Genomic DNA, 12,331 nt, shown 5'->3' with positions numbered 1-12,331 from the left:
CGCGACGGGCCCGCGCAGTGTCCAGACAGCGGAATATTGACGTCCAGAAGAAGGGGAATTCCGCGCGGCGTCAGCGTGCGACAGGTGGGAATTCGACGCGGATTTCGAGGCCGCCTTCCGGCAGTGCCTCGGCATGCAGATCCGCGTCGTGGGCGGCCGCGATGGCGGCGACGATCGACAGGCCGATGCCCTGCCCGTCGTGGCCGTCGAGCCGGGTCGCCCGCAGCCGCTGGAACGGCTGGAAGATCAGTTCGATCTGGGACGGGAGGACCTCGGGCCCGGTGTTGCGCACGCTGAGCGCCGGGCGGCCCTCGCGCAGCCCCGTCCACACCCGGACCCGCCCGTCGGGCACGTTGTGCCGTACCGCGTTGTCGACGAGATTGATGATCAGCCGCTCGACCAGCGGCGGGTCGCCCAGTACCGCGGCCGGGGCCAGTTCACCGGCGATCCGCACGCCCGGCGGGCCGTCGCCGTGGCGGGGCCCGCCCAGGTGTTCGGCGGCCGACGCCGCGAGGTCCAGCGGCACCCGCCGGTCCAGGCCACGCTGGCTGCGGGCCAGCGTCAGGAGCGCCTCGATCAGCTTCTCCTGGCGGGCGTTGCTGCCCAGGACGCGGACGCACGTCTCCCGCAGTTCGGCCGCGCTCGCGTCCGGGTCGGCGAGGGTGATCTCCAGCAGGCTGCGTTCGAAGGTGAGCGGGGTGCGCAGCTCGTGCGAGGCGTTGGCGACGAATCGGCGCTGTGCCTCGAACGCGCCCTCCAGGTGGTCGAGCAGCGCGTCGAACGTGTCGGCCAGGTCCTTGATCTCGTCGGACGGGCCGGGCGCGCCGAGCCGTCGGTGCAGGTCGTTCGCCGAGATCGCCTTCGCGGTGTCGGCCATGGTCCGCAGGGGCCGCAGCGCCCGGCCGGCCATCAGCCAGCCCAGCCATACGGACAGGAAGGTCAGCAGCACGAGCGCGATCCCGGACGAGGTGAGCAGCTTCTCCAGGTAGTCGCTGCGCTGCCGGCGCAACTGCTGCTCCAGGTCCACCGTCGGCGCCGGTACGCCGGCGGCGGCACCGAGGCCGCTGGGGGACACGGACGCGGCCGGCGGGGCGGGCGGGCCGACACCGGCCCACGGCGGCCGGCCGGCCACCAGCAGGTAGACCACGGCGAGCAGCAGCACGCCGGTGACCAGGAACAGCGCCCCGTACAGCAGGGTCAGCCGCAGCCGGATGGTCCAGCGGACCCTGGCGAAGGGGCCGGACGCGGGGCGGCCGGGCGTGCGGCGGCGGCTCGGACGGCGGCCGGGTGTGCGGCGGCCCGGACGGTGTGTGCGGCGCATCCCGGCCCCCCTCAGATCCGGTAACCGGCCTGGGCCACAGTCTCGATGAGCGGCGGGTCGCCCAGCTTGCGCCGCAGCCGGCTCACGGTGACCTTGACCGTGTTGGTGAACGGGTCGGCGGCCTCGTCCCAGGCCCGTTCCAGCAGTTCCTCGGCGGAGACGACCCGGCCGCTCGCCGCCAGCAGCAGTTCGAGCACCGCGAACTCCTTGGGGCTGAGGTCGAGCCGGCTGCCCGCGCGCCGCGCGGTGCGCTTGCCGGGATCCAGGGTGAGGTCGGCGTGGCGCAGGACCGGGGGCAGCGCGGGCTGGCTGCGGCGCCCCAGGGCGCGGATGCGGGCGACCAGTTCGGCGAAGGCGAACGGCTTGGGCAGGTAGTCGTCGGCGCCGCTGGTCAGGCCCTCGACCCGGTCCTCGATCGTGGCGGCGGCCGTCAGCATCAGCACCCGCGCCGGGTAGCCCTCGGTGATCAGGGTCTGGCACACCTCGTCGCCGTGCAGGCCGGGCAGGTCGCGGTCGAGAACGACGACCTCGTAGCGGTTGACCGCGGTGCGTTCCAGCGCGGCCGTCCCGTCCAGGGCGACGTCGACCGCCATGCCTTCCCGGCGCAGGCCCGCGGCCAGCGTCTCCGCGAGATCGCGATGATCCTCCACCACCAGAATCCGCATGGCCCCCACCGTCGGTCCGTCGCCGTTGCCTGTGATCTCACCCGGGGGGCGGTTACAGCGGCGTAAGGGCTGATCGGGGTTACAGGCGCTTAACACCCGATGTTCCGTCGCGGTAACCGCCCGGTTGGTGCACTGGCATCCAGACGTCCAGCGTCCCAGAGGAGTTGACATGTCGGCACCGTCCGAAGAGGAAACACCCCGTAGGAAGCGCAGGCTGCTCGCCGTCCCGCTGCTCGTCGCGGCGCTGGCGGCCGGCGGGACCGTCCTGGTCCTACAGACCGGCCCGTCGTCCGCCGCCCCGGCCGCTTCGTCGTCGAGCGTGAGCGCCCGTGCGGCGCAGGACGCGTCCTCGTCGTCGGCTTCGGACGGCTCGGGCAAGTCCGCCGGTGACACGGCGACGCGGGAGCGCCAGGCCGAGGCGTTCACGCAGTGCATGCGGGAGAACGGGGTCAAGGACTTCCCCGGTCTCACCATCAAGGAGAACGGGCAGCTCCAGTTGAAGTCGGGTGGCAACATCAACCCGGTCTCCAAGGCGTACCGGTCCGCGGCCAAGGCCTGCGCGTCGAAGCTGCCGGCGGACAGCAGCCTGCCGAAGGAGCCCGCCGCGGTGACGCCGGAGACTCCGGCGCTCGGTTTCACCTGCACCGAGGACTGCCCCGCGGCGCCCAAGGCGCCGAGTCTGCCTTCCGAGTTCTGACCGTCCAGCACCATGTCCAACCGCCTTCATTGGGCGGTTGGACATTCTCGGCCTGCCCGAATTCCATGGAATCGGACCTGTAACCGCGACGTAACCGCCCGCCCGTCATCATGGAAGTTTCGACCCGGCCCATGAATTCCGGCCACTGTTCGAATAGCAGGCTCAATTCGGCTCCCCGAGCATGACGGTGGCCGAATTCGATACCCCCCTCCAGGGCCGCCGGAGACCGCGCGGCCACCCCGGCCGTCCCCCGTGCGCACGACGACCGGCCGGGGCGGCGCGCCCCGGTCTCCGGCGGTCCGTGCCGCGGCCGGCCGGCCCGTCGGCGGCGGGCCGGCCGCCCCGTCCGCCGCCCCGCCAGCCCCGCGCCTCGGAAACGTAACGTTTCCGTGGCAAGGCAGAACATTCATACGGGGAGTCATCCCATAGGGTCGAGCAGTGATCGAACGTCGAAAAGGGGCACACGCCCGGACCACCGCCGCCACCGCGGGCGACCGTTGGTCCGTCCTCGTCCGGTGGTGGGCCGCGAACCGCCGCAGACTCCGGCTCCGCCGCCCGGCCTACCCGCGCCCGGGGCGCTCGGGCTTCCGGCGCTGGGTGCCGTCCTGGCGCCAGACGCTGGGGCTGGCCGGCTCCTGCTTCGGCGTACTGGCCTGCCTCGTGGCGATCATGTACGCGCGTACCGAGATACCCGCCGACCTCAACGCCTTCGCCACCCAGCAGGACAACGTCTACTACTGGGCCGACGGCACCGAGATGGCCCGTACCGGCGACATCAACCGGCAGGACACCCCGCTCGACACCGTCCCCGAGCCCGTCCGCTGGGCCGCGCTCGCCGCCGAGAACGAGACGTTCTACTCCGACAGCGGCATCTCGCCCAGCGGCATCATCCGGGCCGCCACCAGGATGGTCACCGGCGGCGACACCCAGGGCGGCTCCACCATCACCCAGCAGTACGTGAAGAACGCCTACCTCAACCAGGACCAGACCTTCACCCGCAAGCTCACCGAGATGTTCATCGCGATCAAGCTCGACAACAAGATGACCAAGGACGAGATCCTTGAGCGCTATCTGAACACGAGCTGGTTCGGGCGTGGCAGCTACGGCATCCAGCGCGCCGCGCACGCCTACTACGGCAAGGACGCCGCCCAGCTCAACGCCAGCGAGGGCGCGTTTCTCGCCTGCCTCCTCAAGGGCGCCGCGCTGTACGACCCGGCGCTCGGCGCCGAGCCCCGCAAGCGCGCGGTGGAGCGGTGGAACTGGGTGCTGGACCGGATGGTGGCCATCGGCAAGCTCTCCCCGGAGGAGCGGGGCCGCTACACCCGCTTCCCCGAACCGCAGGCCCCGCCCAGGCCCGCCGGACTGACCGGCCAGAACGGCTACCTCGTGGAGACCGCCCGGGCCTATGTCGGCGCGCACACCGGCATCTCCGAGAAGGACTTCGCCCTCGGCGGCTACCAGATCCACACCACCTTCGAAAAGCCCCGGATGACGGCGCTGACCAAGGCCGTGGAGTCCGTACGGGCCAAACTCGACCCGGGCAGCCGCGCGGCCGACCGCCATGTGCGCGTCGGCGCGGCCTCGGTGACCACGGACGGGCGGATCGTGGCCCTGTACGGCGGCCCCGACTACCTGAAGCAGGGCTTCAACGACGCCAATTCCTCGGTGGTGCCGGCGGGCAGCGCCTTCACCCCGTTCGTCTACGCGGCGGCGCTGCGCGACGGTGTCGAGCGGGAGCGCGGCAAGCCCCGCACCCCGGTCACGGCGGCCACGGTCTACGACGGCAACAACAAGATCACGCTACGGACGCCGGAAGGCCCGTACTGGGACCGCGCGGGGAAGATCGCCAAGGCGGAGAACGACGGCGGCCGGTCCTGGGGGAAGATTCCGCTGAAGAGCGCGGTCGCGCAGTCCGTCAACACCTCGATCATGCAGCTCGGCATGGACGTGGGCCTGGAGCGGGTGGGCAAGGTGGGGGTGCAGACCGGGCTGCTGGAGAGCAGCCTCGGCGAGAAGCTGCCGTCCTTCGCCCTGGGCACCGCCACGCCCAGCGCGATCCGGATGGCCGACGCGTACGCCACGTTCGCGGGCCGGGGCAAGCACAGTGAGCCGTACTCGGTCGGCAGGCTCACGCGCAACGGCGGCGACGTGCCGGTCGAGAAGCCGACCGCCGAGCAGGTGCTGCCCCCGGCCGTGGCGGGCGCCGTGGACGACGCCCTGCGGGAGGCCGTCCACCGGGGCTCGGCCACCGCGGCGAAGGCGGCCGGCCCGGACGCGGCCGGCAAGACGGGCACCGAGCAGGACAACAAGTCCGCCTGGTTCGTCGGTTACCGCGGCACCCTGTCGACCGCCGTCTCACTCGCCCGCATCGACCCCCGGAGCCAGGAGCTGATGCCGCTGGACGGCGTCGGCGGCCGGCCGAAGGGAGCGGTCGGCAGCCCGTACCCGATCGACATCTGGACGCGGTACATGACCGCCCGGTAGGGCCCGCGGCGCGAAAGCCCCGGCCCGCACCCCTGGCTCAGGGGTGCGGGCCGGGGCTTTCGCGGCTCCGCGCTCCGACCGCCGCCGTGCGGGCGGCCGTGCGGGCCGGGGCTACTTGACCACCGACGCCCAGTCCGTGATCTGCGCCGGGTCCAGCCCGCGCATCCGCTCCAGGACCGCGGGGTCCTGCGCGTCCAGCCAGTCGGCCACCTGCTTGAAGGTGACGCAGCGTACTTCCTTCCGGGTGCACACCGACTTCACGACGTCCTCGATGGCCTTCATGTAAATGCCGCCGTTCCAGTCCTCGAAGTGGTTGCCGATGAACAGCGGCGCCCGGCTCCCGTGGTAGACGCGGTTGAATCCGTTGAGATAGCCGTCCCGGGTCAGCTTCCGCCACTGCGCGTACTTCGCCGGGTCGCCCTTGGTGTTGTCACCGGACTGGTTGTAGAGGAAGTTGAAGTCCATGGACAGGACCTGCTTCTCGCTCCGGGGATACGGCAGAAGCTGCAACGGGAAGTTCCATATGCCGTTCTTCTTCGACGGCCATATCTGGAAGTCGCCGGGCGAGCTGGCGTCGTAGCGCCACTTGAAATCCTTGGCCGCGGTGAGCAGGTTCTCCTGCCCCTCCAGGCACGGCGCACGCCCTCCCACCAGCTCCTTCTTGTAGTCGAAGGGCAGCGGGGGCAGGCTCGTGTACCCGGTGTTCGTCTTCCAGTTCTGGACGAAGGAGTACGCCTGCTGTATCTCGCTCCGCCACTCCGCGACGCTCCAGTCACCGCCCCCCTTGGCCCCGCAGAAGTGGCCGTTGAAGTGGGTGCCGATCTCGTTGCCCTCCAGCCAGGCGCCCCGGACCTGCCGCAGGGTGTCCTTGATGTGTTCGTCGGTCGCGTACGAGATGGCCGAGGCACCCGGCTTGTGCTGCGGCGGCTTGTACAGCGTCGCCTTCGCTTTCGGCAGCAGATAGGTGCCGGTGAGGAAGTACGTCATCTTGGCGTTGTGCTGCTTGGCGACTTCCCGGAAATGCGAGAAGAGGTGGTCGTCGCCCTCCAGCGCGCCGTCCCAGGAGAACACCACGAACTGCGGCGGTTTCTCGCCGGGCTTGAGCTTCGCGGGCTTGGGCTGCTGGGGCTGGGGTCCGGTGTAGGACGTCGAACCGTCCCCGAGGACCTTGACCTTGCCGTCCCACTTCTCCTCGGGCTTCGGTGTCGCCCCGCCCTTGCCCGCACCGTCCCCCGGCGGGGCCGGCCTCGGCTGCGCGGCGTCCCGCGAGGGCGCCGCCGCCTTCTTGTCCTCGCCCTGGTCGTCGGCACCGCAGGCCGTCAGGCCGAGGGCGAGAGCCGCCACGGTGACCAGAGCCGGCGCGCCGAGCACGCTCCTCTTCGACATTTCCCTACCCCCTGGCACCAAAACACGTGTTCTGACCCAAGTATCACAGAGGTGTCATGCCGCTCATCGGCCCCGGACCCCGGATTGCGTCACACCGCGGGCCGTCGTCCGGCCGGGCCCGCCTGACCGCCGTACCGGCGGTGCCGTCGGGAACGGCAGCCGGGCGGCGCGGTGTGCTCCGCCCGGCCCGGCCGTCAGGTGCGGTAGGCGTAGTAGACCGAGTCCGGGTAGGACGCGATGATGCTCGCCACCGACTTCCGGTAGGTGTTGGTCGAGTGGTACGTCAGGTACGGCACGCCGTAGCTGCTGCGGTATGTGGTCATCATGGAGTGGTCCTTGGACCCGTCACCGTCGAAGTCCATCTGCATGACGTCACCGACGTCCATCTGGTAGACGTTCGACAGGCTGGTCACACGCTTCGAGTTCAGCGCGTACCAGGACCATTCGTTGGCCCCCACCCAACTGTCCGACTGGTAGGCGGCGTCGTACCACCAGGTGCGGTAGTCCGAGGCCGAGCCGCCCTCCGTCTTCCAGCCGCCCGCCTTCAGCGCCTGGCTCAGGAAGTTCGTGCAGTCGCCGCCGGCCGCGTTGAACTTGCGGTACTGCGGGTTGTAGTTCCGCCAGTACTTCTCCGAGTACGCGGCCATGGCGGCGTAGTCGTAACCGCCGGTGAGCTGCTTGCGGGGCGACGGACGCGCGGGCCGGGACGTGCCGGCGGGAGGCGCGCTGGGCGTGGTGTTCCCGTCGTCCGCGACCGCCGCGGTGCGCAGCGTGGGCGCGTTGATCGCGCCGGGCCCGTCGTCCTTGGACCGGATGCCCGTCAGCTCCCACGTGCCGCCCGGGGCAGCGGCGAAGTCCATCTCGTGGCGGGCCTTGAAACCGGTCGTGGCCGGCTCGTCACCGCGGATCTTCTTGTACGTGAGGGTGGTGCTCTCGGTGACCTGCACCGTGGCGTGCCGGCCGGTGAGCCGGGCGCTGTCCACCGTGACGTGGGTGTCGGCGGCAGTGTACGCCTCCCCCAGGGCGGCGAGCCGCTGTTTGCGGGCCCGCAGCGAGGACAGCCCGGTGTCCTCGGCCCGCGCCAGGCGGGCCGACAGGCGCACCTGTTTCCGGGGCAGCGGGGCTATTCGGCCCGAGCGGTTGTCGAGCAGCGCCGCCGTCCGCTGCGTCAGCACGGCGTCGGCGGTACGGCTGAAGGTCTGCGTCGTCGCCTGGTCCACGCCGGTGGTCCGCGGCGCCGCGGCGGCGGTCGAGGCGGGCAGGCACACGGCCGCCGCGGCCGCGGCGAGCACCGTGCCGACGGCAGATCTGAGGATCGTTGATTTCACGAATTTTCCCCTTGTCACCCCGACCCACCCGGGCCGGGCAGGGAATCCTTACACAAAATGCCCAACAATGGATCACTGACCACGAGCGAAGCGACATCGCCGGCCGCCCGGTGTCTCGCGCGCGGCCGTCGGCGTCGCCCGGCTCGATCCGCCCGGCTTCGAACGGCTCGCCGTTTCTTCTCCGTCGGTGCGGTCACGGCGTCGGCCGCTGTCCACCCGACCGAACGCGCAGGCGGCCCCGCCCGACGAAGGAGACCCAGATGAGCAAGACCGGACGACCGGTCCCGCAGTCGCCTGCGCCGCACGTGGCCGACCGCCACGACTTGATCCGCGTGCACGGCGCGCGGGAGCACAACCTCAAGGACGTCAGCATCGAGATCCCGAAGCGCCGTCTGACGGTGTTCACCGGGGTCTCCGGCTCGGGCAAGAGCTCGCTGGTGTTCCACACGATCGCCGCCGAGTCACAGCGGATGATCAATGAGACGTACAGCGCCTTCGTCCAGGGCTTCATGCCCACGCAGTCGCGGCCCGAGGTCGACGTCCTGGAAGGGCTGACCACCGCGATCATCGTCGACCAGCAGCGGCTGGGCGCCGACCCGCGCTCCACGGTCGGCACCGTCACCGACGCCAACGCCATACTGCGCATCCTCTTCAGCCGGCTCGGCCGGCCGCACCTCGGTCCGCCCGGCGCGTTCGCCTTCAACGTCCCCTCGGTCCGGGCGAGCGGCGCGATCACCGTCGAGCGCGGCGGCAGGAAGGCGGTGAAGGCCACCTTCAGCCGTACCGGCGGCATGTGTCCGCGCTGCGAGGGCCGGGGCACGGTCTCCGACATCGACCTCACCCAGCTCTACGACGACTCCAAGTCGCTCGCCGAGGGCGCGTTCACCATCCCCGGCTGGAAGTCGGACAGCTTCTGGACCGTACGGGTCTACGCCGAGTCGGGCTTCCTGGACCCGCACAAGCCGATCCGCGAGTTCACGGAGCAGGAGCTGCGGGACTTCCTCCACCGGGAGCCGACCAAGGTCGAGGTCGAGGGCGTCAACCTCACCTACGAGGGGCTGATTCCCAAGATCCAGAAGTCGTTCCTGTCCAAGGACAAGGAGGCGATGCAACCGCACATCCGGGAGTTCGTGGAGCGTGCGGTCACCTTCACCACCTGCCCCGAGTGCGACGGCACCCGGCTCACCGAAGGGGCCAGGTCGTCGAAGATCGACGGAGTGGGCATCGCCGACGCGTGCGCGATGCAGATCAGCGACCTGGCCGCCTGGGTCCGCGGCATCGACGAGCCCTCGGTGGCTCCGCTGCTCACCGCACTGCGGCGCACCCTCGACTCGTTCGTGGAGATCGGGCTCGGCTACCTCGCGCTCGACCGGCCGTCGGGCACGCTGTCCGGCGGCGAGGCCCAGCGCGTCAAGATGATCCGCCACCTCGGCTCCTCGCTCACCGACACCACCTACGTCTTCGACGAGCCCACCACCGGCCTGCACCCGCACGACATCCGGCGGATGAACACCCTCCTCCTGCGGCTGCGCGACAAGGGCAACACGGTGCTCGTCGTGGAGCACGAACCGGAGACGATCGCGATCGCCGATCACGTCGTCGACCTGGGCCCCGGCGCCGGCACGGCGGGCGGCGCGGTCTGCTTCGAGGGCACCGTCGAGGGGCTGCGGGCCTCGGGCACCGTCACCGGCCGCCACTTCGACGACCGGGCCGCCCTCAAGGAGACCGTGCGCAGGCCCACCGGCGCGCTGGAGATCCGCGGCGCCTCGAAGCACAATCTGCGCGACGTCGACGTGGACCTCCCGCTCGGGGTGCTCTGCGTGGTCACCGGCGTGGCGGGCTCCGGCAAGAGTTCCCTCGTGCACGGCTCGCTCCCGGCCGGCGCGGGTGTGGTGTCGGTCGATCAGACGCCGATCCGCGGCTCGCGGCGGAGCAACCCGGCGACGTACACCGGGCTGCTCGACCCGATCCGCAAGGCGTTCGCCAAGGCCAACGGCGTGAAGCCGGCGCTGTTCAGCGCCAACTCGGAGGGCGCCTGCCCGCACTGCAACGGTGCCGGGGTCGTCCACACCGACCTGGCGATGATGGCCCGCACCACCGCCACCTGCGAGGAGTGCGAGGGCAAGCGGTTCCAGCCGTCGGTGCTCGCGTACCGCCTCGGGGGCCGCGACATCAGCGAGGTGCTCGCGATGCCGGTGACCGAGGCCGCGGAGTTCTTCGGCGCCGGCGCGGCACGTACTCCGGCGGCCCACCGCATCCTGAGCCGGCTCGCCGACGTCGGGCTCGGCTACCTCGGCATCGGCCGGCCGCTGACCACGCTGTCCGGTGGCGAGCGGCAGCGCCTCAAGCTCGCCACGCTCCCCCCGCCTTCGGCCGGTGGCCCCACGGCCGGCGAGGGCGGGATCTACGTCCTCGACGAGCCGACCACCGGCCTCCACCTCGCCGACGTCGAGCAGTTGCTCGGCCTGCTCGACCGGCTCGTCGACTCCGGCAGGTCGGTGATCGTCGTCGAGCACCACCAGGCGGTGATGGCACACGCCGACTGGATCATCGACCTCGGCCCCGGCGCGGGCCACGACGGCGGCCGGGTCGTCTTCGAGGGCACGCCCGCGGATCTCGTCGCCGCCCGCTCCACCCTCACCGGCGAGCACCTGGCGGCCTACGTCGGCGCCTGACCCGGGAGCGGCCGGCGGGGCGGGCCACCCGCCCCGCCGGAGCCGCTCACGGCAGCCGGCGCCAGAACTCCAGCGCGTGTTCCGCGGCGTAATCGACCGGAGCGATCCGGTCCGGCGCCAAGGACTGGGTGTACGGCCGCGCGTCGGCGTTCCGGTACGGGCGCCAGGCCGGCAGCCGGGGCCCGTTGGGCGTGCCGGTCCGGGCGAAAGCGGCCCAGTGGTCCGTCATGGCGCCCGAAAGCCACCGCTGCGCCGCCGTGAAGCGCGATTGCGCCGCCGCGTCCTCGAACAGGTACGGCGTGTCGCCCGCGTGGTAGGCGCCGAAGTCGAAACGGCCCGGCAGGGGGAGGTACATGGGAGCGTCACGGTCGGCGAACTCGTACGCGTAGGTCGGGACCCGCCGCGCCAGCGCCGTGTGCTGCGCGTGCGTCCCCCGGGCCCACATCCGGTCGGTGACGACCGCCGACCACGCGATGGCCGGGGAAGGGAATTGCGACAGCGGGTACTTCGCGCGCACCCGCTCCGCGTGGCCGCCGAACGCGGTCGTGAGGGCCCGGCCGTAGTCCTCCTGCGTGAACGGCTTGTGCACGGCGTCGTACAGCATTCCCACGAACGTCCGGTGTTCGTCGCGGGTCGCCCCGGAGAGCACCGGTACGCGGTGGAAGCGGCCCGCCCGCAGGGCCCTCGGCGGGAGGTCCGGCAGCGTCTCGTTGCCGTAACCGAACACCTGGAAGGCGTTCATGATGTACGGAACCTTGAGGATCTTCTTGACCGGCAGGGCCCGCAGGCAGCGCAGGGTCCGTGCGGGGTCGGGCGCCGCGCAGCCCAGCGAGGAGGTCATCTCCGCGCTGATGTCCGCCATCTCCCGGGCCGAGCGCCAGACGAACCACGGGTAGCCGGGCACACCGGGCCCCATGACCCCGGCCGGCATGTCCATCATGCCCTCGCCGCTCGACAGGGCGGCCCGGTGGAACAGCCCCCGTGCCCCCGGCGAGGTGAGGTGGCCGGTGATGGCCGAGGCACCGTACGAGGAGCCCGCCACCGTCACGTTCCCCGCGTCACCGCCGAAGGCGCCCGCGTTGCGCCGTACCCAGCGCAGCGCGGCCTGCTGGTCCTGGAGGGCGAAGGTCCCCGAACCCTTCAGGCCCGGGTGGGCGAAGCCGCCGAACACCCCCAGCCGGTAGTTGACGGTGACGACGACGAGGCCGCGGTCCGCGAGCCGGCGCGCGTCGAAGAAGCTGCCGCCGCCGACCGAGCCGTCCCCGTGGATCCACACCAGTACGGGAGCGGGGCGCCGGACCTGGGCGGGCGCGGTGACGTTGAGGACGAGGCAGTCCTCCTCCTCGCTGGACACCCGCGCGTACGGGGAGGGGACCTGTGGGCACAGCGGCCCCGGCCGGGTCGCGTCCCGGACCCCGTGCCACCGCGCCGCCGGGCGGGGTGGCGCCCAGCGGTACGCGCCCTTGGGCGGCCCGGCGTACGGGACGCCCTGGAAGATCCGGTGCCGGGCGGTCCGGACGCCCCGCACCTGGCCGGTGTCGATCCGTACGGTGACGGTGTCCGGCCCGGCGCCGTGCCCCGGCCGCGCGGCGTCAGGCGCGGCCGGGGCCGCGGCCCCCGCGCACAGCAGCGCCACGACCGCCGCGGCTCCGGCCTTCCTCCTGGGCTCTCCGCGACTCCTCATGAGCGGTCTCCTCTCGGATGTGGTGCGGGCCGCACCGGTCGTGAGAGGAACGGCGACGGCGATCCGACGGACACGCGCGGTCCACGGCACG

General features: G+C 71.7%; 8 protein-coding genes. 3 read left to right on the top strand and 5 right to left on the bottom strand.

What is annotated here, in order from left to right; translation table 11 throughout:
- Window positions 1–70 precede the first annotated feature (70 nt).
- Both ACH4EB_RS31260 and ACH4EB_RS31255 read right to left on the bottom strand, forming a co-directional pair.
- Complete coding sequence (locus ACH4EB_RS31260; protein ID WP_398351438.1) at window positions 71–1,321, bottom strand: sensor histidine kinase; 1,251 nt, start codon at window positions 1,319–1,321, stop codon at window positions 71–73.
- Window positions 1,322–1,332: 11 nt separating this feature from the next.
- Window positions 1,333–1,986: a response regulator transcription factor gene (locus tag ACH4EB_RS31255; RefSeq protein WP_398351437.1), complete on the bottom strand. Its 654-nt coding sequence runs from the start codon at window positions 1,984–1,986 to the stop codon at window positions 1,333–1,335.
- Window positions 1,987–2,155: 169 nt separating this feature from the next.
- On the opposite strand from ACH4EB_RS31255, the gene ACH4EB_RS31250 reads away from it, so the two are divergent.
- Together ACH4EB_RS31250 and ACH4EB_RS31245 are read left to right on the top strand one after the other, a co-directional pair.
- Window positions 2,156–2,683, top strand: coding sequence for a hypothetical protein (locus tag ACH4EB_RS31250; RefSeq protein ID WP_398351435.1), 528 nt, complete (start codon window positions 2,156–2,158; stop codon window positions 2,681–2,683).
- 438 nt (window positions 2,684–3,121) lie between these two features.
- Complete coding sequence (locus ACH4EB_RS31245) at window positions 3,122–5,167, top strand: transglycosylase domain-containing protein (protein ID WP_398351433.1); 2,046 nt, start codon at window positions 3,122–3,124, stop codon at window positions 5,165–5,167.
- 111 nt (window positions 5,168–5,278) lie between these two features.
- Here ACH4EB_RS31245 and ACH4EB_RS31240 read toward each other — a convergent pair whose 3' ends face one another.
- On the bottom strand, window positions 5,279–6,553 hold the full coding sequence (locus ACH4EB_RS31240) for a hypothetical protein (RefSeq protein WP_398351432.1): 1,275 nt from the start codon (window positions 6,551–6,553) through the stop codon (window positions 5,279–5,281).
- Between the two features lie 194 nt (window positions 6,554–6,747).
- Complete coding sequence (locus ACH4EB_RS31235; RefSeq protein WP_398351431.1) at window positions 6,748–7,881, bottom strand: amidase domain-containing protein; 1,134 nt, start codon at window positions 7,879–7,881, stop codon at window positions 6,748–6,750.
- A 260-nt stretch (window positions 7,882–8,141) separates the two neighbouring features.
- Here ACH4EB_RS31235 and ACH4EB_RS31230 point away from each other — a divergent pair, with 260 nt between their 5' ends.
- A complete protein-coding gene (locus tag ACH4EB_RS31230) occupies window positions 8,142–10,556 on the top strand; it encodes an excinuclease ABC subunit UvrA (protein WP_398351430.1) in 2,415 nt (804 codons plus the stop codon).
- A 46-nt stretch (window positions 10,557–10,602) separates the two neighbouring features.
- Here ACH4EB_RS31230 and ACH4EB_RS31225 read toward each other — a convergent pair whose 3' ends face one another.
- The gene (locus tag ACH4EB_RS31225; RefSeq protein WP_398351429.1) at window positions 10,603–12,240 is read right to left on the bottom strand and encodes a carboxylesterase/lipase family protein; all 1,638 of its coding nucleotides are present in this window, start codon (window positions 12,238–12,240) and stop codon (window positions 10,603–10,605) included.
- Between the last annotated feature and the right edge of the window lie 91 nt (window positions 12,241–12,331).

The organism is Streptomyces sp. NPDC018045, assembly GCF_044327445.1.
GTDB lineage: Bacteria > Actinomycetota > Actinomycetes > Streptomycetales > Streptomycetaceae > Streptomyces.
Note: the sequence above shows the minus strand (reverse complement) of the source record. Positions and strands in the feature narration are given on the sequence as shown.

Excerpts from the sequence above, each read along its gene's own strand:
- ACH4EB_RS31225 (WP_398351429.1), bottom strand. The coding sequence starts at position 12,240 with ATGAGGAGTCGCGGAGAGCCCAGGAGGAAGGCCGGAGCCGCGGCGGTC.
- ACH4EB_RS31240 (WP_398351432.1), bottom strand. The coding sequence starts at position 6,553 with ATGTCGAAGAGGAGCGTGCTCGGCGCGCCGGCTCTGGTCACCGTGGCG.
- ACH4EB_RS31230 (WP_398351430.1), top strand. The coding sequence starts at position 8,142 with ATGAGCAAGACCGGACGACCGGTCCCGCAGTCGCCTGCGCCGCACGTG.
- ACH4EB_RS31260 (WP_398351438.1), bottom strand. The coding sequence starts at position 1,321 with ATGCGCCGCACACACCGTCCGGGCCGCCGCACACCCGGCCGCCGTCCG.
- ACH4EB_RS31255 (WP_398351437.1), bottom strand. The coding sequence starts at position 1,986 with ATGCGGATTCTGGTGGTGGAGGATCATCGCGATCTCGCGGAGACGCTG.
- ACH4EB_RS31250 (WP_398351435.1), top strand. The coding sequence starts at position 2,156 with ATGTCGGCACCGTCCGAAGAGGAAACACCCCGTAGGAAGCGCAGGCTG.